19 protein-coding genes are annotated in these 20869 nt (G+C 47.1%); 6 read left to right on the top strand and 13 right to left on the bottom strand.

What is annotated here, in order from left to right:
• Positions 1 to 44 precede the first annotated feature (44 nt).
• The 3 genes from B5D35_RS08555 to B5D35_RS08545 form a co-directional block, all read right to left on the bottom strand.
• Entirely contained in the window at positions 45 to 1310 is a 1266-nt protein-coding gene (locus B5D35_RS08555) for an ABC transporter substrate-binding protein (protein ID WP_078752214.1), read from the bottom strand.
• Positions 1311 to 1409: 99 nt separating this feature from the next.
• On the bottom strand, positions 1410 to 2426 hold the full coding sequence (locus B5D35_RS08550; protein WP_078752171.1) for an ABC transporter ATP-binding protein: 1017 nt from the start codon (positions 2424 to 2426) through the stop codon (positions 1410 to 1412).
• The gene (locus tag B5D35_RS08545; RefSeq protein WP_078752170.1) at positions 2423 to 3220 is read right to left on the bottom strand and encodes a DeoR/GlpR family DNA-binding transcription regulator; all 798 of its coding nucleotides are present in this window, start codon (positions 3218 to 3220) and stop codon (positions 2423 to 2425) included. Before B5D35_RS08545 ends, B5D35_RS08550 begins: the two co-directional genes overlap by 4 nt.
• A gap of 213 nt (positions 3221 to 3433) precedes the next feature.
• Here B5D35_RS08545 and B5D35_RS24820 point away from each other — a divergent pair, with 213 nt between their 5' ends.
• Genes B5D35_RS24820 through B5D35_RS08535 form a run of 3 tightly spaced genes read left to right on the top strand, consistent with a single transcriptional unit; the run spans position 3434 to position 5687 of the window.
• On the top strand, positions 3434 to 3991 hold the full coding sequence (locus B5D35_RS24820; RefSeq protein ID WP_244556537.1) for a Na/Pi symporter: 558 nt from the start codon (positions 3434 to 3436) through the stop codon (positions 3989 to 3991).
• 17 nt (positions 3992 to 4008) lie between these two features.
• Complete coding sequence (locus tag B5D35_RS24815; protein WP_244556536.1) at positions 4009 to 5067, top strand: Na/Pi cotransporter family protein; 1059 nt, start codon at positions 4009 to 4011, stop codon at positions 5065 to 5067.
• A gap of 26 nt (positions 5068 to 5093) precedes the next feature.
• Complete coding sequence (locus B5D35_RS08535) at positions 5094 to 5687, top strand: histidine phosphatase family protein (protein WP_078752168.1); 594 nt, start codon at positions 5094 to 5096, stop codon at positions 5685 to 5687.
• A 518-nt stretch (positions 5688 to 6205) separates the two neighbouring features.
• Here B5D35_RS08535 and nhaA read toward each other — a convergent pair.
• The 3 genes from nhaA to B5D35_RS08520 form a co-directional block, all read right to left on the bottom strand.
• Positions 6206 to 7357 (bottom strand): Na+/H+ antiporter NhaA, encoded by a 1152-nt coding sequence (gene nhaA / locus B5D35_RS08530; RefSeq protein ID WP_244556540.1) that lies wholly within the window; start codon positions 7355 to 7357, stop codon positions 6206 to 6208.
• Positions 7358 to 7545: 188 nt separating this feature from the next.
• Positions 7546 to 8022: a DUF4442 domain-containing protein gene (locus B5D35_RS08525; RefSeq protein ID WP_078752166.1), complete on the bottom strand. Its 477-nt coding sequence runs from the start codon at positions 8020 to 8022 to the stop codon at positions 7546 to 7548.
• 85 nt (positions 8023 to 8107) lie between these two features.
• Positions 8108 to 8629, bottom strand: coding sequence for an NUDIX hydrolase (locus tag B5D35_RS08520; RefSeq protein WP_078752165.1), 522 nt, complete (start codon positions 8627 to 8629; stop codon positions 8108 to 8110).
• Positions 8630 to 8862: 233 nt separating this feature from the next.
• Between B5D35_RS08520 and B5D35_RS08515 the strand changes: the two genes are divergently transcribed.
• The 3 genes from B5D35_RS08515 to B5D35_RS08505 all read left to right on the top strand — a co-directional run bounded on the left by B5D35_RS08515 (position 8863) and on the right by B5D35_RS08505 (position 11708).
• Entirely contained in the window at positions 8863 to 10185 is a 1323-nt protein-coding gene (locus tag B5D35_RS08515; protein WP_078752164.1) for a DEAD/DEAH box helicase, read from the top strand.
• Between the two features lie 81 nt (positions 10186 to 10266).
• Positions 10267 to 11079 (top strand): alpha/beta fold hydrolase, encoded by an 813-nt coding sequence (locus B5D35_RS08510; RefSeq protein WP_078752162.1) that lies wholly within the window; start codon positions 10267 to 10269, stop codon positions 11077 to 11079.
• 368 nt (positions 11080 to 11447) lie between these two features.
• Positions 11448 to 11708 (top strand): hypothetical protein, encoded by a 261-nt coding sequence (locus B5D35_RS08505; protein WP_078752161.1) that lies wholly within the window; start codon positions 11448 to 11450, stop codon positions 11706 to 11708.
• Between the two features lie 24 nt (positions 11709 to 11732).
• On the opposite strand, the gene guaD is transcribed toward B5D35_RS08505, so the two are convergent.
• From guaD to B5D35_RS08470, 7 genes are all read right to left on the bottom strand, one after another.
• Entirely contained in the window at positions 11733 to 13052 is a 1320-nt protein-coding gene (guaD, locus tag B5D35_RS08500) for a guanine deaminase (protein ID WP_078752159.1), read from the bottom strand.
• A 4-nt stretch (positions 13053 to 13056) separates the two neighbouring features.
• A complete protein-coding gene (gene xdhC / locus B5D35_RS08495; RefSeq protein ID WP_078752158.1) occupies positions 13057 to 13956 on the bottom strand; it encodes a xanthine dehydrogenase accessory protein XdhC in 900 nt (299 codons plus the stop codon).
• A gap of 29 nt (positions 13957 to 13985) precedes the next feature.
• Positions 13986 to 16388, bottom strand: coding sequence for a xanthine dehydrogenase molybdopterin binding subunit (gene xdhB, locus B5D35_RS08490; protein ID WP_078752157.1), 2403 nt, complete (start codon positions 16386 to 16388; stop codon positions 13986 to 13988).
• Entirely contained in the window at positions 16378 to 17832 is a 1455-nt protein-coding gene (xdhA, locus tag B5D35_RS08485) for a xanthine dehydrogenase small subunit (RefSeq protein ID WP_078752156.1), read from the bottom strand. The genes xdhB and xdhA overlap by 11 nt, the downstream gene beginning before the upstream one ends.
• 291 nt (positions 17833 to 18123) lie before the next feature.
• A complete protein-coding gene (locus tag B5D35_RS08480; protein WP_078752155.1) occupies positions 18124 to 18858 on the bottom strand; it encodes a GntR family transcriptional regulator in 735 nt (244 codons plus the stop codon).
• A gap of 277 nt (positions 18859 to 19135) precedes the next feature.
• Positions 19136 to 19576 (bottom strand): GlcG/HbpS family heme-binding protein, encoded by a 441-nt coding sequence (locus B5D35_RS08475; protein WP_078752154.1) that lies wholly within the window; start codon positions 19574 to 19576, stop codon positions 19136 to 19138.
• Between the two features lie 53 nt (positions 19577 to 19629).
• The coding region (locus B5D35_RS08470; RefSeq protein WP_101210303.1) for a malate synthase at positions 19630 to 20869 on the bottom strand (1240 nt) is incomplete at its 5' end.

Below are 20869 nucleotides of genomic sequence, written 5' to 3'. Positions count from 1 at the left end.
CTCTACAACTAGAGAGCTCCCCGCATGAACAGGGAGCAGGTGGCTTACTGATAGTCGCGAAGAAGACGTTTCGCCGAGGTTTGCGCCTCTTCCAATGCGACTTCCGGTGTTTTCTGGTCGGTCAATGCAAATTGTATTGCGTTGTTTAAACCTTCACGCACACGTGCCGTTTCATAGGTGGAAAATTCCGCCACTGCATGTTCGAGCTGGTTACGAGCAACAAGGGCAGGGGGGAATGATTCGGTATATTCTTGCAGCGTTTCTGTCTCATATGCCCCTTTCGAAACGCCCATATACCCGGTAGCTTTAGACCATTTAGCGGTTTGTTCAGGGGAGGTCATAAATTTAATGAGCTTCATCGAAGCGGCTTTTTCTTCGTCAGAAGTGTCTTTGAATAGGTAGAAGTTACCACCACCAGTTGGTGAGCCGAGACGAACATTGCCCGGCAACATAGCAACGCCGAAATCGAATTTTGCTGCATTTTTAACGGCGGTTAGGTTACCCGTTGAATGCCACATCATGGCAGTATTGCCTTCGAGGAAAGCTTGACGCAACGTGCCCCATTCAACCGTCCCTTTGGGCATAACACCATGTTCTTCAGATAACGACTTCCAGAACTTAAGCGTATCGACAACGTCTTTATCATTGAAGTAGGTAGTCAGGCCATCATCCGACATCAGCTTTTTACCGTTTTGAATAGCCAGAGCCTGGAACATCCAATAGGGGTAGCCCGTAGAAGGGATCATGATGCCGTAAGTATCATCGTTGGTGAGCTTTTTACTGACCTCAACCAACTCATCCCATGTTTTTGGCGGTTTTTCCGGATCTAAGCCCGCAGCGCGAAACATGTCTTTGTTGTAGTAAGCAACGATGGTGGAGCGTTGGAAAGGAATGCCCCATGTTTTGCCTTCTGCCTGACCGTTTTCCATTAGCGCAGGATAAAAGTCATTGAGCCAAGCCTGGTCTGCTTCGCCTTTAAGTTGATCATCAAAAGGAGAAATAAGGTCTTGCTCAATCAGGTCATAGACATTGATAGAAAACATGACGGCTAACTGCGCAGGTTCTCCCGAATTTAGGGCTGATAAGGCACGAACGCGCGTGTCGTCATAGTTGCCTGAATAAATTGCATTAACTTTAATGTCAGGGTTTTGTGCTTCAAAATCACCGACAATTTCATCCACGACTTTGGTTAGGGCTCCACCTACTGCAATCGGGTAATACATATTGAGCTCAGTCGTTGCCGCCATTGCTTGTGAAGAAAGTGTGAACGCACTGGCAAAGGCACAACTCAATACTGTTGAGAACTTCATAATTTCACCATTGGTTACGTTGAACGTTATTTGAGGTTTCGTTTCTCGCAGCATCATGGATTGGAACGTGATGACGACAAGAAGTGGCGCCTCTCCGTGTTAATTCATTCTGTTTCCATCACCATCAAAGAAATGCAATGCACTGTCTTCGAAAGTTATGTCTACCGTGCTCCCTTCTTGTAGGGAGTTATACCCATGCAGTTTCACCACTAACCCTTTGGCTTTGGGGTGATCCAACAACACATGGGTCTCTTCACCGAGATATTCACTTTCGGATACGGTGCAGCTAAGTCGACCTAGACCAGATTCAACCACGTGAATGTTCTCAGTTCGAATGCCCACTTTTGAGGCGTGTTCAGTTTGATCGATGACACCGCCTTCGATGAGAGCCATCGGCGGTGCGCCAATGAATTCAGCAGCAAAAGTGTTCTGCGGTTCGTTATAGAGCTGTTGAGGGGAGCCTGTTTGCATGATGTTGCCATCTTTCATCAAGACAATAATGTCGGCCATACTCATGGCTTCGGTTTGATCATGCGTGACATAAACCACCGTCATGCCCAGTTCTTTCTGGAGCTTTTTAATGTCTTTTCGAACGGAATGTCGAAGCTTGGCGTCCAAATTAGAAAGGGGTTCGTCCATTAGGCACAAAGGCTGTCCCGCGACGATAGCCCGCGCTAAGGCAACGCGTTGGCGTTGACCTCCTGATAATTCACCGGGCTTTCTTTCTTCGTAACCAGTTAAGCCAGTTATATCGAGTGCATTGCTTAATTTCTGCTGTCTTTCGGCTTTGGGCACTTTGCGAACTTTCATGCCAAACATGACGTTTTCTGCAACAGAAAGGTGAGGGAACAGAGCATAGGATTGAAAAACCATCGAAAGGTTTCTGGCTGATGGCGCCATTTCAGTGACATCAGCACCTTCTATTCTTATCTGACCGTCATCAGGTATTTCCAAACCCGCGAGAAGACGAAGTGTCGTTGACTTGCCGCAGCCAGAAGGCCCAAGCAACGCAACGAATGCGCCTTCAGGAATATCAATCGAGATATTTTCGACACCAAGCTGCCCATTCCAACGTTTAGCGATGTTGTTGAATGAGACAAAGGGTTCTGAGTTCATGAAGCGTCGCCTCCTACTAACTTCAAACGATCTCCAACACGGTCACTAATCTCGGAAAAATCATCGCCGGGATGTTGATCCATGATGATCAAATCGACATCAAAAAGGTTTCCGCCGATGGCGGGAGCGGTTCGTGTTAATTTTGTACTGTCCATGACCAAAATGGATGTTTTACAGTGCGTGCGAATGGCTTCCCGGACGCGTACTTCAGACGTATGGAAATCAAGTAAGCCACCATCTTCTGCTACGCCCGCGACACCAAAAATGCCGTATTCGGCGCGGTAACTGTTAAAGAACTCCAAGACGCCATCTCCCAGTATGTCTCTATCAGGCATGCGTACTTCACCACCCGGAATAATGATGCGGTTGCTGGGTTCATTGCTTAGCACCATGGCTGCATTTAGGTTGTTCGTCATAACAGTCAGGCCGGATTTACTGGTTAGTGCTTCAGCAACAATGGCCGGTGTAGAGCCTATGGAAATAAACACCGTTGCCCCGTCAGGAATAACGTCTGCGACAGCCCCTGCTATTGCTTTCTTTTCCGTGGGGTTGGTTGCTGCGCGTAAATCGTAGGGCGCATTAAGCTGTTGCTCGAAACATTCAACGCCACCGTGGCGCCTGCGTAAAAGGTTGTCGCTACAGAGTTGTTTTAGATCCCTTCGTACTGTCTGAGGAGATACGTCTAACATCGCCGTAAGTAGCTCTACAGATACGTTGCCTCTTGCCCGTGTCAATTCGATGATCTTTTTCCTACGAATTTCGGCTTTTGATGACAGTTTTAATTCAGAGGTCATAGCTGCTCATTTCTCCCTGTTTCGATCAAGCAAAGAACATAAATAACAATTTAGCAACATTAAATGAGCGAATGAACATAAAAATGTTCGTTTGTTGATCAAAAGTTCACTTTTGACTAAGTTGTTAATAGACATATGCTCAAATTAGTTTGTTTAAAGCAGGCACGGCATCATTGAAAGTAAATGTAATTAGCGTGGTGAAATGGGGGGTGAATGAGTGGAACATATATATTTTTCAACCTGTTAGGAGGCGTTGCGTTACTGTTGTTTAGTCTGACTTTGGTCAAAGAGTCAGTGCTTAAAGCGTTTGGTGGGAAAATTAGACGGAGTCTCGGCCGCGCTGTTTTTAGTCGTTGGCGAGCGTTTGGTGTAGGGCTAGGTGTGACATGTCTGCTTCAAAGCAGTACTGCGACGGCCTTGTTAGCGAGTTCGTTAGCGAATCAGGGCTTGGCAACCGCAAGTGGTTTAGCGATTCTGCTCGGGGCTGATGTAGGGACGACACTCGTTGCCAAGGTTTTAACCTTTGATTTGAGCTGGTTACAGCCTTTGTTTCTCATCACGGGCATTATTGTGATGTCCTTTAATAAGAAAGAAAAGCATCGACCCATAGGTGCGATTGGTGTTGGTTTGGGACTGATGTTACTCGCGCTTAATATCATTGTGTCTACGTCAGAACCAATGCGGGATTCGCTTGCCATTCAATCAGTGATGACAGCCCTTAATGACGAGCCACTGTTCTCCTTGTTGTTGCGATGGCAAGCTCGGGAGTGATATCTACGGAAGGGGGAATGCCGCTAATTTTAGGGGCGAATCTCGGCGCAGCGTTACCAGCTGTGGTCAATACGCTACATGCATCTCCTTCGATTTATCGCGTGCCAATAGGCAATCTCGTGTTTCGTGCTATTGGTGTCATTATTACGTTGCCGATGCTAAATATCATTGCATCGTTGTCGTTGTTTCACGCAAGTGAACCTGCGATTGTCCTTGTCAACTTTCACATGATGTTCAATGTACTATTGGCGATAAGCTTCCTTCCTTTCGTTAAACCCTGTGCGAGATTACTTGAAAAGTGGGTGCCAGATACCGTCAATGAAGCCAGTGACAACAGCCCTAGATACTTGGACCGAAAAGCTTTCCGTAAGCCTTCTGTCGCCCTGACAAACTCGGTACGCGAAGTTCTGAGAGTGGGGGATTTACTGAAAACCATGCTGGATGGTGCATTTGATGCGCTCCACACCCGAAATAGGGCTGAGCTTCAGAACATTAAACGGTCAGATGATTTAGTTGATGAATATCATGAAAAAATAAACTGGTACCTAACCGAGCTCAGTCGGCAAGATATTCCTAAAAAGTATCAACGACGGTGTTTTAGAATTTCGTCTTATACCACCAACCTAGAACATGCAGGTGACATCCTGGAGTGCAGCATGACGGAAGTCATCAAAAAGATCATTCAGCAGAATGTACACCTTCCTGATTATGAAAAAGCCGCGATTGAAGAGTTAAAACAGTGTATTTACCGAAACATGGAACTGGCATTCAGTGTTTTGCTGACGGGGGATGTCACGAATGCACGCGCATTGATTGAACAAAAAAGTATTGTAAAGAGCATCGAGCGTGAAGCGACGTTGGCACACCAGAAAGGGCTTAGGGATAATCAAGGACCATTTGTTTCGGGGCGCTCTTTGTATTTAGATTTGTTGAGAGATTTGATACGGATTAATTCGCATTTTACTTCAATCGCTTACCCGATACTTGATCAGGCCGGTGAGTTAAGCCGTAGCCGTCTCAAGAACGCAGAACCTCTCGATGTGATTGCTACCCATCCGAGTCATAAACGGACATAGTTGTTATCAACAAGGTATAGGGAAATATGACCGTATTTAAAAATACATACATGATAATGAGACACGGACAGAGCGAAGCCAACGTGGCGGATATTGTCGTCAGTGACCCCAAAATTGGTTGCGTTAACTTTGGTCTTTCAGCGCTGGGCAAGGAACAAGCAAAGCAAGCGGCGATAGGGTGTCGAGATGCGCAGATTGATCTAATTTATTGTTCTGATTTTATGCGGACAAGAGAAACAGCGGATATCGTGGCAAAAGTGCTGGCGTTGAACAGCCCGATAAAAGATATACGGCTCAGAGAGCGTTACTTTGGTGACTATGAGGGACTATCGTCGCTGTCATATGAAGCAGTATGGGAAAAAGACGCGCTGGACTCAGATCAAGCGGAAAGGCGTGTTGAAAGTACAGCGTGTGTTAGGGCACGAACGTTGGATGTCATTGCTGACTTAGAGTGTCGCCACACGGACAAAGTCATTTTGCTGGTGTCCCATGGTGACGCGCTGCAAATACTAAGCTCGGCGTTTCATCATATTGCGTCAGGACTTCACAGAACGCTACCGCATCATGAAACGGGGGAAATAAAAACCTTGATACGCCGGGGTGCATCAAAGACCTTTTAACCTTGGCAAGTTTGCTTTGCCATTCTGACATGATAAATCAGGCTTGGTTTCTATTCGCAGAGGTTTGATTCTCAATCTCTTGGCTCCGACCATTCGAAAGCGCACTTCTTTGAGTGATATTAAATCGGTTGAAATTTTACGCATTTTATTCAGGCAAGTTGGCTGTATGCTCAAAATCCATTTCATTTGAAATACTTGCACGACGTCACACAAAAAAATTCACGAAAAATTGATTTGAAAACTTGACCTTTAAACTTCAATTAAAACAGTGGGATACAATTATTTCTCGGGTGTGGATAACGAAATTTTTATCCACAGAATCGGTTGATAAGTCGGTAGATTTGTTCTTGCAATACTGTTGTCATGCGGCTTCCCAGAAAGTCAATAGCACCCTTTTATATGTCAAAAATATGAAAGGCAAAAACACGTGGTCTGACCAAAAATATGGTCAGACTTTGTATGGAATACAGTGTGTTGTGCGAGGGGGATAACTGGGAAAATTAAATGACGCTGCTTGACTATTCAGCAACGTCTTGGGTGACGGCACTCTGTTGTCTCAAAGTATGCTTTAACGCCATGTAACCGATCACTGACGCTAATATAGATCCAATGAAAATGGCGACACGAGAGAGATCCACCAAAGCATGAGAGTCAGCCCCAGGGAACGCCAGTGTGGTGATGAAAATTGACATCGTGAAACCAATTCCGCAAAGGATCGACGCGGCCATAATGTGGCTAAAGTCGAGCCCTTTCGGGAGACTGGCAATATTCGCTTTGATTGCGAGGTAGCAGGCGGCTGAAATTCCAATCGGTTTACCCAGCAGCAACCCGAGCGTAATTCCGAGAGGCAATGGCTCTAACAGCATGTCTACGCTGAAATTGTCGAGAGGAACACCACTGTTAGCAAAAGCAAACAGCGGCAAGATAGCGAAACTGCTCCAAGGATGGATACCGTGTTCGAGGTACCTTAACGGGCTACGAACGCGGTGGTGTTTAATGCGCAACGGCACGGCAAAGCCTAAGATCACGCCCGCCACGGTGGCATGAACGCCTGACTTCAATACAGCAACCCACAGAATTGCGCCCACCAGTAAGTAGCCCGTCAATCTCGCAACACCTTTAGCATTCATATAAAACAAGGTGGCACTGGCCAGAACGGCAATGGCGAGTGAAATGAGGGAGAGATCGCTGCTGAAGAACAACGCAATGATGATGACTGCGCCTAAGTCATCGATAACCGCCAGAGCAAGAAGAAATACTTTTAAGCTAACGGGCGTTTGTTTGCCAAAAAGCGCGAGTACGCCGAGGGTAAAGGCAATGTCGGTTGCAGCAGGGATTGCCCATCCTTGCAAAGCTTCAGGGTTTCCCATGTTAAACGCGACAAAGACTAAAACCGGAACAGCCATCCCGCCAATCGCGGCTACAACGGGAAACATAGCGCGGGATCGAGTCCGCAATGCGCCTTGGATTAACTCACGTTTGACTTCCAAACCTATTAATAAAAAGAAAATGGCCATCAGGCCATCATTTATCCACAGTAAGAGGTTTTTCTCGATATCCAGTGCGCCAATCTTTATGTGTATCGGCGTATCCAGTAAAGACAGGTAAGCGGGAGCAAGGGGAGAGTTAGCAATAATCAATGCGGCAAAGGCCGTTGCAATGAGAATGATCCCCGGTGCAGTGTCGAGCTTAAAAAGTCGCCTATTTTCCTGATCAAAACGCTCTCCACCCTTAACAAACTTATACTTAAGTCTAATAAGCAAAAGAAGAAAAGGGCAAAAAGTTACCTTGATTAAAGGTTAAATTTGTGTGATAGAACTTAGACAAGCGACTTATACAGTACTAAATGTGGTTTTACCTATGAAACAACTTTCACTGAAAGCGTTAGGTCAAAAACAGCCATGGGTTCGTCGTGATTGATCGCGGGGCAGGTTGCGGTGATTCTCACTGCTTGATTTACACGTTCACCAGTGGCCAATGTCTTGTCCAGCATTTCGTCAATGAGTTTACCGTCGGTACATGTAAAAAGAACGTCGGCTTCTGGGCGTTTCAGAAAATCGCCTTTCACTGCTTTAAATGCCAGTGAGATTTTTCGCCCTCTGGCCTCAGCTTTACTCATCGCCATAAAGCCGCCCGCAACATCGGCACCTATTGCCAAGGTGCCAAAGTACATGCTGTTCAGGTGATTTTTGGTTTTTCGTTTGAGGGGGATGCGAACTTGTACTTGCTCGTCATCCAATACAAGGATCTTTGGGCGGCAATACCAAATTAACGGCACCTTGAAAAAACCAAAGAGTTTTAGCATTCGGTTGGCACGGACAAGCGTCTGTTTCATCTTTCATCCTTGATTCGATCCAGCAACATTTACCCTAATTCGACAACTGGTCGGATGTCAATGTAAACACATTGTTACGTCTGTCCTATGTGATCAAACCCATCAATTGTGCGCGGCAAAAGGCGACAATTGTTTTGCTGTCTTTAATTTCATTGTTAACGATCATCTGCTTAACATCTTCTACGGAAAAGTGCACAACTTCAATTACCTCATCCTCGTCCATATCCGCCTCAGCATGCGTCAGGTTTTTGGCCAAAAACAAGTACTGTGATTCATCACAAAAGCCGGGGGCAGGGAGACTTTCACCGAGGGAGTGCCATTCAGACGCGGCAAGTTTGGCTTCTTCTGCCAACTCTCGTTTTGCGCACAGCAATTTGTCTTCGCCACATTCTAATGTTCCTGCAGGAAACTCGTAAATCCATGACGCTATGGATGGGCGGTATTGACGGAGTAACACGAGCTTCCCATCGTTTGCGACTGGGAGGATCACAACAGCGCCGGGATGCGTGAGGGTAATATGCGAGGTCTCAACACCGTTGGGTAAAGTGTGCAATTTTTCTTCAAGCGTAAAGCGTTTCCAGCGTTGAAGGACTTTTGAATCTGACATATTGACCACTCTTTTAGGTTTCAATGGTTTGATAAGCTACTCGTAACCCTGCGAATTGCCGATGATTGGCGTATTAACGACCACAAAAGTGTGATCAAACACAATAAAAACTGCGTGAAATTGCAGAAATATGGTAGTATTCGCGCCGAATTTCCACGGGAGTCGCCATGGGTTGATGGGTAAAAGTAGACTCAGTAACTCCCTGTATAAAGAATGATTTTGGAGTATTACCTTTGCAATTTGAAAATCTGGGTTTAGACAAGCGCCTGATAAAAACAATGGAACACTGGGGTTTTGATGCAGCTACCGACATTCAGGCCGCAGCCATTCCAGTTATTTCTACTGGAAAAGATCTGCTCGCGTCGTCTAAAACTGGCTCAGGTAAAACACTGGCGTTTTTGCTGCCTGCGCTTCAGCGCGTTATGCGTGTGAAAGCATTCAGCCGCCGCGACCCTCGTGTTGTCATTCTTGCACCTACGCGTGAACTGGCCAAGCAGGTTTATGGTGAGCTGAAAAAACTGCTAGCAGGCACCCCATACAAAGGCGTGTTGATCCTTGGCGGTGAAAACTTTAACGACCAAGCGAAAGAGTTCCGTAAAGACCCAATGTTTGTTGTTGCAACGCCGGGCCGTCTTGCTGACCACCTTGAGCATCGCCATCTGAGCCTTGAAGGTTTGGAAATGCTGATCCTTGATGAAGCTGACCGTATGCTGGACTTGGGGTTTGCACCGCAGTTGAAAGCGATCAATACAGCGGCAGGGCACCGTCGTCGTCAAACCTTGATGTTCTCTGCAACACTCGACCACAAACAAGTGAACGAAATTGCCGCTGACATGTTGAATGAACCAAAGCGTGTTGCGATTGGTTACGTCAATGAAGAACACAAAGACATCGAGCAACGCTTCTACCTTTGCGACCATCTTGATCACAAACAAGCGCTGCTTGATCGTGTGATGGAAGAAGAGCAATACCAGCAAATGATGGTGTTCACAGCAACGCGCGCGGACACTGATCGCCTAGCGAAATTGTTTGTTGAACGCGGTATTAAAGCGGTAGCACTGAGCGGTGACATGAACCAAACGGCACGCAACCGTATTATGAACGAGTTCGAACGTGGCTTGCATAAAGTACTGGTAACGACAGACGTTGCTTCTCGTGGCTTGGATATTTCAAACGTATCACACGTAGTGAACTTTGATATGCCAAAACACGCAGAAGAGTACGTTCACCGCATTGGTCGTACTGGGCGTGCGGGTAACAAAGGTATTGCTATCTCGTTTGTGGGTCCAAAAGACTGGAACAGCTTTAAGAGCATTGAAGGCTTTTTGGATAAAACCATGAGCTTTGCAACGTTTGAAGGTCTGGTTGGCAAGTTTAAAGGCTTAGTGCCTAAGCATAAGAAAACGTATGCTAAAAAGCCGACACACGCGAAGAAAGCACATAAACCTTCAGCGAAGAAAGCCGCGCCTAAACAGCGTGATAAGAGCTTCTACAAAACGGTTTCTGTGGGCGAAGATGTGTTCATGGTTAAGAAAAAGAAACCAGACGCTGAGTAAGCCACCCTTTTTAACAAAAAGCGCCAGCATCTGGCGCTTTTTTTGTGTTTAAATAAAGAAAATTAGTCGACAGGGAATACGATGAAGATGTTTACTCGTCATGGTAAATCGATGGCATATCAGGATATCGGCAACGGTCCGGTCCTGCTGTTCGGACACAGTTATTTGTGGGACAGCAAAATGTGGGCTCCTCAGGTTGAGGTGTTGAGCCAATGTTATCGTTGTATCGTGCCAGATTTATGGGCGCACGGTGAATCTGAATCAATGCCCGCTGAAACACAATCATTGGTGGATTATGCCGCTGATATGTTGGCACTGATGGATCATCTGGACATTGAAACCTTCTCTATCGTTGGCTTGTCAGTCGGCGGGATGTGGGGAGCAGAACTTGCCCTTCAAGCTCCTTCGCGCGTGAAGTCTTTGGTATTAATGGATACCTTCGTTGGGTACGAACCTGAAATTACTAAAGCGAAGTACTTCGGCATGTTAGATGCTATTGAAGCCACACAAAGCGTTCCAGACCCCCTCATTGACGCCATTACGCCATTGTTTTTTGCGACGGATGCTGAAACCGCGAATCCTGAGTTGGTTGCAGGTTTCCGCGCCAAGTTGAGTGGTCTAAAAGGCAGTGAAGCTGTGAATATGACGAAAGTGGGTCGCATCGTTTTTGATCGTCGAGACACATTTGATGAAATCGAAAAGCTCACTGTGCCGACACTTATCATGGTAGGAGCCGAGGACAAGCCTCGTTCACCATTGGAATCGATGTTAATGCACGATGCGATCGATGGAAGTGAATATATTCTGATCCCTCATGCAGGGCATATCAGCAATATGGAGCAACCCGCCTTTGTTTTGGATGCGCTCACAACGTTTCTCTCAAAGCACGCTTAACCCGCGATATGATCTATAAAAGCCGCTCAGCGGCTTTTTTTATGTAAAAAGCATGACGCCTTTTGGCTTATCTTGGCATGACTGTGATCGTTCTCGGTTCATTGCGTATTCATTAGTGACGTTGTCACATCTAGTGTGTGTGGTAAGTGGCGAAGATGCGAGCGAGTTTATATTTATGGGGTGGCGCAACATTCTGAAAGAAGCAATATGTTAGTGTTATTAGCACATTGAGCAGGTATGTAGACGAACAATTATCCTTAAATATGTCGTTATAGACGAGATCTTGTGACATTGCATTTGTCTACAACAGCGAAACCTAGAGTGCTTTCCATACAACTTTTTGATTCTTTTCAAGTGGGGTACTTACTATGAGTCGCTATCTATTCTTTCTCAAAAACAAGGTTGCCATACATGTAGATTTCGACGGTATTGATTTCTACGCAGAAAAGTTTCAACTGCTAGAGCAGGGCTTTGAAATGAGTGGTGATATGGTTGAGGCTAAAACGGTTGCTGAAGCGTATGAGCTATACAAGCAAAGGTATGGCGAAGTTGATGTCGAATATCCGATGATCAATGCGTTGGCTAACATTCCGCAGGTTGTTGCCTGGCATACGATCTTTCGCGGGTGATTTACCCGCGAAATACACAGAGAATCATTGTTTTTCGTAAACACACTCACCGTATGAATAGGTATTGGCGATGGTTCTGTCATCGCCAATCGTTATCAGGACAAAGAGTTTGTCCTCTAACGATTTCGCGTGCTCCATTCTAAATCTCATCAGTTGTGTTGCATTGAGATCCAATACAACAAAGTCTGCTTCTTTTCCCGATTCGAAATTCCCAATTACATTGTCGAGAGACAGTGCTTTCGCGCCGCCCAATGTTGCTTGGTAGAGCGATTTAAACGGATGAAGTTTATCGCCTTGAAGTTGCATCACTTTATAGGCTTCACTCATGGTTTGCAGCAGTGAAAAACTGGTGCCGGCACCAACATCCGTTCCCATACCGACTTTGATCCCTTTTGCTTCCATATCTGAAAGTGGAAATAAGCCAGAGCCTAAGAAAAGGTTAGATGTTGGACAAAACGCGATAGCGGAGTCAGTTTCAGAGAGTCTGCTGCACTCTCCTTCACAAAGGTGAACACCGTGGGCAAATACAGATCTACTTGAAAGTAAGCCATGTTGATCGTACACATCCAGATAGTTTTTGCTCTCAGGGAATAACGCCTGTACCCATTCAATTTCTTTCTGGTTTTCGGAAAGGTGTGTATGCATATAAACGTCGGGGTACTCTTCTAGCAACTTGCCCGCTAAGCGCAATTGCTCAGAGGTACTGGTTGGCGCGAAACGAGGTGTTACTGCGTAATGGAGGCGACCTTTATTGTGCCATTTCTCGATGAGGGCTTTGCTGTCTTCGTAACCCGATTCCGGTGTGTCTTTCAGATCGTCTGGGGCGTTTCTGTCCATTAGCACTTTGCCCGCAATCATACGAAGATTGCGTTTCTCGGACTCTTGAAAAAACACATCAACGGATTCTTTATGTACAGTTCCGAAAACGAGTGCTGTGGTGGTGCCATTTCGTGCCAGTTCATCTAAGAATTGCACGGCAACTTCTCTGGCATAGTCTTTATCAGCAAAGCGTTTTTCTTCTGGAAACGTGTAGTTGTTTAGCCAATCCAGAAGTTGTTCGCCATAGGCAGCAATCATCCCTGTTTGCGGGTAGTGAATATGGGTATCAATAAAGCCAGGGGTGATGAGCTTGTTTTCCAGCTCGGTCACAACGACGCTGTCATCGAGTGTGGGTAATATCTCTTTTGCGTCTCCGACTTTAACGACATGGCCGTCCGCAACCAATAGAATGCCGTCTTCAAAATATTGGTATGAGTTTTCCAACCCAACATCAGTAGGGTTTGCAATGCTATGCAATATGGCAGTGCGAAAGGCTTTCGCCGGATGAGCTTTTGGGTCTTTCATTCCTTTATGCCCTTATTTTCTCTTTGTTATTTTTATCGTTTTCTTCAGGATCTCTATTCAGAATAGAGAGCTTTTCGGGTCGTTTCTGTGCCTCGGCTCCGTTTGTAGCGTGTTCGCGTTTATTGAGAATTTGTTCGCCTTGATAGCAAGCAATGAGTTCTCCAGCGACAGAAACGGCAATTTCAGCGGGGTGCTTTCCTTTGACCGCCTCAATGCCGATAGGACAAATCATGGTGTTGATATCGTCATCGTTAAAACCTCGCTCTTTTAAGCGATAGTCAAAACGCTTTCTCTTAGACAAGGAGCCAATAAGCCCAAAGTAGCGGCTGTCTCCCCGTTTTAGAATGGCGCGAGAAAGATCAAAGTCGAGCTGGTGGTTGTGGGTTAACACCAGATACATGCTGTTTGCAGGTAAGGTAGACACTTCACCCACAGGGTCATCATTCACGCGCATTTCGACGTTGTCGGGTAAATGTGCGGGAAATTGCTCTTCTCGCTCATCGATCCAAATGACCTTAAAGGGTAGCGTCGCCAGAATGTGTACGAGTGCTTTCGCGACATGACCTGCACCAAAGAGGGCAAGGACATGGCGTTGTTGACCAATGGGCTCGAAACTTAGCGTAACGACACCGCCGCAGCATTGCCCCAATCTCGCGCCGAGATTAAAGCGTTCAACTTTCATTTCTTGCTCGCCTTGAGCCAGCATTTCCTGCGCAGTTTTCATGGCAACGTGTTCGAGATGCCCACCACCGATGGTGGCGATGATATCGCTGTCAGTAACGAGCATCTTGGTGCCTGCGCCGCGAGGCACCGAGCCTTTATCTTCCAGTACAGTGACCATGACACACGGTGTGCCTTTGGCTTCAAATTCCGCCAGTGCCTGGATCCAATTGTCTTTAAACATGACTGACCTCCATGGTTCTGGTGCGCCGTTTACAGGGCAAACGACACAGAAGACTTACCTTTACGCGCTTGTTTAATCGCGTTGTAAACCTGCTCAGGTGTGGCTGGGGCAGGTAAGTGGGGAATTTCTCCTTCGTCTGCAATGCTCGCAATCGCATCGCGAAGCGCACTCCACACAGAAATCGCCAACATAAACGGCGGTTCACCGACGGCTTTTGAATGGAAGACGGTGTCTTCAGGATTGGCGCGATTTTCCACTAATCGTGTATTGAAAATTTCCGGTGTGTCAGCCACGGCAGGGATTTTGTAACTCGCAGGGCCCGATGTCATGAGCTGACCTTTATCGTTCCAAACCAGCTCTTCTGTCGTCAGCCACCCCATGCCTTGAATGAATCCGCCTTCAACTTGGCCAATATCAATGGCAGGATTGAGTGACGCACCAACATCATGAAGTATGTCTACACGCAGCACTTTGTATTCGCCGATGAGCGTATCGACAATGACTTCGGAGCAGGAAACGCCGTAAGCGAAGTAATAGAAAGGGCGGCCGCGGGCCGTTGCGTGATCGTAAAAGATCTTCGGCGTGCGATAGAAGCCCGACGCTGCCAACGAGATTTGGTTGAACCAGCAAAGCTCACTAAAGTCGGCGAAAGTCAGGGTTTCTTTGTCGCCAATCGTGACAATCCCGTTGCTAAAGACCACGTCATTGGGTGATACATCAAAATGTGAAGATGCAAAATCGACCATGCGTTCTTTGATGATCAACGCAGCATTCTGCGCGGCTTTACCGTTCAGGTCTGTGCCTGATGAAGCAGCCGTGGGTGACGTGTTGGGGACTTTTTCCGTGTTGGTGACCGTCACTTGAATGGTATCAACGTCCACGTTAAAGGTTTCTGCGACAATCTGCGCCACCTTGGTGTTAAGGCCTTGGCCCATTTCTGTGCCACCATGGTTAAGGTTAATGCTGCCGTCTGTATAGACAGTAACAAGTGCGCCAGCTTGGTTGAGGAAAGTGGCAGTGAATGAGATGCCAAACTTCACTGGTGTAATCGAAATGCCCTTTTTCAGGATTGGGCTGGTGGCATTGAATTCTGCAATCGCTTTGCGGCGCGCTTGGTAGTCACAGGATATTTCCAAATCAGCCGTCATTTCATGGATGAAGTTATCTTCGACCTTTTGGAAGTAGTGGGTTTCGTCTCGACCATCGCCTTTGTCTTGGCTGAATGAAGTGCCGTAGTAATTGGCCTTGCGCACCTCTAGCGGATCTTTATTAAGGTGGCCTGCAATGGTGTCCATGACATGTTCAATGGTCATCATACCCTGTGGGCCACCAAAGCCACGATATGCGGTGTTTGATGCCGTATTGGTTTTCACGCAATGCCCCGTCACGGTGGCATTGTTGAGGTAATATGCATTGTCAGAATGGAACATGGCGCGATCGACAATGGAGCGAGAGAGGTCAGGAGAGTGGCCCGCATTACCGGATACCACAATCTCGATACCTTGAATGACGCCGTTATCGTCAAATCCTACCTTGTACTGGTTGAAGAAGGGATGGCGTTTTCCTGTCATCATCATGTCTTCACGACGTGGCAGACGGAATTTAACCGGTTGTCCGGTTTGGATTGCGATCACAGCGGCGATACAAGCGGGTGCTGCTGCTTGTGTTTCTTTCCCCCCAAATCCACCGCCCATGCGGCGCATGTCGATAAGCACCTTGTGCATGGGTACACCCAACACGGACGAAACGAGCTTTTGTACTTCCGTTGGGTTTTGGGTCGAGCAGTAAACAATGACGCCGCCATCTTCCGTAGGAACAACACTGGATACCTGTGTTTCCAAATAGAAATGCTCTTGTCCACCCACATGCAGTGAGCCTTCTAGAACATGCGCAGATTGAGCAATCGCGCTGGTGGAATCGCCACGTTTTTGCGTGTGGCTGTCTGTCACGAACAGCTCTTGTGCTAACGCATCTTCTACGTCTAAAGCCGCAGGTAATTCTTGATATTCAATAATCGCGGCTTCAGCACCTTTGCGCGCGTTATCCAAGCTGTCTGCGGCAACTGCAATAACAGGCTGCCCTACATACACCACTTTGCCATCGGCAAGCATTGGGTCGCCCGGTAAGATTGGGCCGATATCGAGTTCACCCGGCACATCATTCGCAGTGATGACAGTACGAACACCAGGCATGTTATAGCAGGGAGACACGTCTAATTTAGTGATCGTGGCATGAGCATGAGGGCTCATTAATGCGTAGACATGGAGTTGATTCGGAAACTCGCCGCGATCATCGATATAGAGAGCTTCGCCAGATACCTGTTTTTCCGCGCTTTCGTGTTTGACCGATTTACCAACGCCGGTAGCTAAACCTGCTTTGGCCTGTGCCGCCATTTCTTCCATGGTCATATTTGGTGCTGTTTTACGAGACATAATGAATCACCCTCGTTTCAATCGTTTTTCCATCCGTGGTGTAGTTCAACTCCGTGAACAAGCGGTAGAGTAGGTTTGCAGCGGTTTCGGCGCGGTATTCTTTTGTTGCCCTGAAGTCAGAGATAGGGGAAAAATCGTTGCCTAATGCCGTCATCGCAGATTGAATCGTTGCTGCCGTTAATGGTTGCCCCACTAACGCCTGTTCGCAGTGACTTGCGCGCGCGGGTATCGCAGCCATTCCGCCAAACGCGATACGTGCGTCTGAAACAATGTCGCCATCAAATGTTAAATTGAATGCGCCACAAACAGCTGAAATGTCATCATCAAAACGTTTTGAGATCTTGTACGCCTTGAATGTCTGGTTTGGCTGAGGTTTTGGCACCCGAATAGTTTGAACAAACTCAGCAGGTTGTAACTCAGTGACCTTATAGCCTTTGAAGAAATCTTCGAGCTGAATTTCTCGCGCGGTATCGCCACGGCGTAAAACAATACTGGCTCCTAGGGCGATAAGAAGTGGAGGCCCGTCTCCAATCGGGGAAGCATTGGCGATGTTGCCGCCAATTGTGCCTTGATTGCGGATTTGTAGTGATGCAAAGCGTTGCAGCAAGGCTCCGAAATCGGGGTAGTGAGGTTCAAGCGCACGGTAGACATCCGTAAATGGCACGTTCGCGCCAATATCGATGTGCGTGTCGGTTTCGTGGACGGTTTTGATGTCATCAACGCGGCCGAGGTAAATAAGCTTGTCGATATCGCGATGAAACTGCGTCACTTCAAGCGCTAGGTCTGTACCACCTGCAAGCAGTTTTGCATTTGGATGCGCCATTAAGGTTTGTGCAAGCTCATCGCTATTGGTTGGCGTGAACGCCGTTTTACCATCGGCATGATACTCAAGATCAGGTTTACCGATTGCATTGAGTTTCGCGATGATGTCGCTTTCGTATTCGGCGAATTGGTCGCGGATTGGTGTTTCCTGACTCAATGACAGTGCAGCTTCGACAATGGGACGATAACCTGTGCAGCGACAGAGATTTCCCGCTAACGCTTCGTAGGTTTCTTCTTTGTCAGCGTTTGGGTGGTTCTTAGTCAGCGCAAACATCGACATGATAAAGCCCGGTGTGCAGAAACCACATTGGCTACCATGAAAATCGACGACGGCTTGCTGTACTGGGTGCAAACCATTCTTGGTTCGTAAATCTTCAACGGTAATGAGCTGTTTGCCATGAAGGGCTGACACAAATGTTAGGCATGAGTTCACACTGCGATACTCAAGTTTACCTTCGACCACTTCGCCCAATACCACTGTACAGGCCCCACAGTCGCCAGAGCCACACCCTTCTTTCGTGCCTGTTTTGCGCACGTGTTCGCGAAGGTAGTTCAGTATGGTCAGGTTAGGAGAGATGTTGGTCTCTTCCTGTAAGTTCTGATTTAAGAGAAAACGGATCACACGGCCTCCATGACGTCTTCGTATCCATTGATTACAAACTAGTTATTTCTGACCGTGCGGTCAACTTTATGAAAACACTGCGATAACATGGGTGTAACATGTTAAATGATAATAAAAACATAGGGTAATGGTTTTTCCACCATGCCGTTTAACAAAATGTTTAGGTGAAATTGTATACAATCCGTGATGGGGATTGGTATGAATTCTCAAATGTGGTATGGATTTCAAGTTGGATATAAGTGCGCAGAGGGAACGTTGCCCCACCGAAATGTGGGGCGATCGGCGAAGAACTTAGGCTTTCTTTTTCACGACATTAGAAAATACAGCGTGAAGATCTTGAGCATTATTTTCGTCCTGAAGGTTAAGTTTGGAGTTGATATGATCGAGGTGTGTTTTCATCAGCGCGATTGCGGACGCTTTGTCTCCCGCTTCGATAACATCCAGTAATTGCGTGTGCTCATCGCAGGAGCAGTTGGTTTTCTTGGACGATTCATACAAGGCAATAATGAGCGAACATTGAGAAACCAAACTGCGCTGGAAACTCATCAGTGGCAGATTGTTCGCCATCGCAGCAAGCTCAATGTGAAACTCGCCGGACAGGCGAATGCTTCGACCTGTATCATTTTGCGCGATTGCCTCTTGCTCTTCGGCCACCATTATGCGGCATTTGGCGATTTGTTCACTGGTGGCATTCTCAGCGGCAAGTTCAACGATCGCCAACTCCATGACCTCTCGCGCTTTCAAAATTTGCATGGCTTCTTCTACTGATGGAGAAGCCACAATGGAACCGCGATTTGGCCGAGTGCTGACCACCTGTTCCACTGAAAGACGGAGTAAGGCGCGTCGTATAATGGTGCGGCTCACGCCAAATATTTCCCCTAATGCTTCTTCACTGAGCTTGGTACCGGGCGGAAGACGCTGTTCGAGGATGGCATCAAAAATATGCCCGTAAACGATATCGTCTTGGGTGAGTTTAGGGTTTGTCGGTTTGTTTTTTTTATGGGTTGCTTTGAGAAGCCCTGTCATACAGTAGTTCCTTTCCAAATTCGTCACTCGACGAACTTGCTGTTAAATAACGTTCTGAAAGCGAACGAAACCTTTTGTTGTTGATTTTTGTATATGAATATCTGAACTGATTGTACAACATTGCTGCTTTTATTGTATCGGCTCTGTTATGGGTTTGCGGTATGTGTTCTGTTCCATAGCGGAGACTACGGGGAAATTTCATAGGGAATGAAGTGAAACACCGCCAAATAAAAATTTTTAATGCGTGTGGCGGTGTCTCTTGTAAAAGTTGGCGTGCTTACAGGGTCAGCGAACTGTCGGTGCAAAATTTTGCCGCAAAAATACCTTCAATCGCAACGGCTTCATCCGTATCAGAAATGTCACCGGACACCCCGACGGCTCCAAGGAGTTCAGACGTATCATCACGGATGAGCACACCCCCGGGCACCGGAACAAGGTTGCCTTGTGCGAGGGTGGCCACTGACGAGATAAAGCAAGGCCGAGTTTGCGCATCATCCGCGATTTTTCGAGATGAACAGCCCAGAGCTAATGCACCCCATGCTTTGGCAATGGCGATCTCAGGGTGCATCATGCTTGACCCATCCTGCCTTTGAAGCGAAATAAGCGCACCACCTTTGTCTAAAATGGCCACCGTTAGTGGCGCGGTTTTTCGCTCTTGGGCAGCGAGAAATACCTGCGTGGTTATTTCCAGTGCCTTTGTCATCGTCAGATTTTCCATGTCGATCTCCTTGAAGTGGACGGCAGCGACAGTCTTGCCGCTGCCAATGCGTGTTATTCGAGTTTTTCGTAGCAAGGAATTGTCAGGAAATCTGCAAAGTCTTTATCCGTGGAGAGGGAATAGAACATCGCCGATGCGTCTTCAAATTTCCTGTTCTCTTCATTGCCAGCCGCTGCCGTCATGTCTGCGACCTCTTGGTTCAGCCATTGTTTGAACATCTTAATGGTAAAGACTCTGCCATCGTCTAAAGAGACTTGATGTTTCAGCCATTGCCAGATGTTGGCACGAGAGATTTCTGCCGTGGCAGCATCTTCCATCATTCCGTAAATGGGAACGCAGCCTATGCCGCGAAGCCATGCTTCCATATAAAGCACAGCAATTCGGATGTTCTTTCTGACGCCAGCTTCGTCTTTTGGCCCTTGACAGGGTTGAAGCAACACAGCTGCGTCATAGGTGCCATCCGGCATAAAGCAACGTTGGTTCGTCGCGCCGTTCAGGTATTGATCAAACGTGTCGCGTGCAAGGGTGACGAGGTGCGGGTGTGCTACCCAAGTGCCATCGTGGCCGTTAGTGGCTTCTCGGCGTTTGTCTTCAATGACCTTTTGCGTCACGCGTGCCATTTCATCAGGGTCTTTTGAAGGGATAAATGCTGACATGCCGCCAATCGCTAATGCTCCTCGACGGTGGCAGGTTTGAATCAAACGTTTGCTGTAAGCGTCGAGAAAAGGCTGATCCATGCCGATAGCATGACGGTCAGGTAAGATGCGATCGGTGTGATTTTTTAGCGTTTTGATGTAGCTGAATATGTAATCCCAACGGCCGCAATTCATGCCCACGATGTGCTTGCGCAAGGCATACAAGATTTCTTCCATTTGGAATACGGCGGGCAGGGTTTCAATCAATACCGTTGCGCGGATTGTCCCTGACTCGGTTTTAAAATAACGCTCGGTGAAATCAAAAACCGCTTCCCACCATGCCGCCTCTTCCATGGACTCCAATTTAGGGAGGTAGAAATAGACCCCTTGGCCACGCTGTTGGCGGCTTTGGTAGTTATGGAAGAAGTAGAGCCCGAAATCCATCAAAGCGGCTGGGATCGACTTGCCATTGAAAATGATGTGCGCTTCTTCAAGGTGAAGTCCACGCGGGCGATGGATCAAGGTTGCAGGCTTGTCGACCAGTTGGTAACGCTTTCCATTTTTAGGATCAGTGAAGGCTTTGTTGCTTAAATCGATGGAACTAAATCTAGAAGCTACGATCTGATCGGCTACACCCATCAATCGTCGTAGTCTCATG

The sequence above is a fragment of the Enterovibrio nigricans DSM 22720 genome (assembly GCF_900167155.1).
Taxonomy (GTDB): Bacteria; Pseudomonadota; Gammaproteobacteria; order Enterobacterales; family Vibrionaceae; genus Enterovibrio; species Enterovibrio nigricans.
Note: the sequence above shows the minus strand (reverse complement) of the source record. Positions and strands in the feature narration are given on the sequence as shown.

What these genes read in the sequence shown, in the direction of transcription:
- B5D35_RS08545 (WP_078752170.1), bottom strand. Translation starts at nt 3,220, where the DNA reads ATGACCTCTGAATTAAAACTGTCATCAAAAGCCGAAATTCGTAGGAAA.
- B5D35_RS08480 (WP_078752155.1), bottom strand. Translation starts at nt 18,858, where the DNA reads ATGACAGGGCTTCTCAAAGCAACCCATAAAAAAAACAAACCGACAAAC.
- B5D35_RS08520 (WP_078752165.1), bottom strand. Translation starts at nt 8,629, where the DNA reads ATGTCAGATTCAAAAGTCCTTCAACGCTGGAAACGCTTTACGCTTGAA.
- guaD (WP_078752159.1), bottom strand. Translation starts at nt 13,052, where the DNA reads ATGAAAGACCCAAAAGCTCATCCGGCGAAAGCCTTTCGCACTGCCATA.
- B5D35_RS08525 (WP_078752166.1), bottom strand. Translation starts at nt 8,022, where the DNA reads ATGAAACAGACGCTTGTCCGTGCCAACCGAATGCTAAAACTCTTTGGT.
- B5D35_RS24820 (WP_244556537.1), top strand. Translation starts at nt 3,434, where the DNA reads ATGAGTGGAACATATATATTTTTCAACCTGTTAGGAGGCGTTGCGTTA.
- B5D35_RS24815 (WP_244556536.1), top strand. Translation starts at nt 4,009, where the DNA reads ATGCCGCTAATTTTAGGGGCGAATCTCGGCGCAGCGTTACCAGCTGTG.
- xdhC (WP_078752158.1), bottom strand. Translation starts at nt 13,956, where the DNA reads ATGTTTAAAGACAATTGGATCCAGGCACTGGCGGAATTTGAAGCCAAA.
- B5D35_RS08505 (WP_078752161.1), top strand. Translation starts at nt 11,448, where the DNA reads ATGAGTCGCTATCTATTCTTTCTCAAAAACAAGGTTGCCATACATGTA.
- xdhB (WP_078752157.1), bottom strand. Translation starts at nt 16,388, where the DNA reads ATGTCTCGTAAAACAGCACCAAATATGACCATGGAAGAAATGGCGGCA.
- B5D35_RS08555 (WP_078752214.1), bottom strand. Translation starts at nt 1,310, where the DNA reads ATGAAGTTCTCAACAGTATTGAGTTGTGCCTTTGCCAGTGCGTTCACA.
- B5D35_RS08535 (WP_078752168.1), top strand. Translation starts at nt 5,094, where the DNA reads ATGACCGTATTTAAAAATACATACATGATAATGAGACACGGACAGAGC.
- B5D35_RS08510 (WP_078752162.1), top strand. Translation starts at nt 10,267, where the DNA reads ATGAAGATGTTTACTCGTCATGGTAAATCGATGGCATATCAGGATATC.
- B5D35_RS08475 (WP_078752154.1), bottom strand. Translation starts at nt 19,576, where the DNA reads ATGGAAAATCTGACGATGACAAAGGCACTGGAAATAACCACGCAGGTA.
- B5D35_RS08550 (WP_078752171.1), bottom strand. Translation starts at nt 2,426, where the DNA reads ATGAACTCAGAACCCTTTGTCTCATTCAACAACATCGCTAAACGTTGG.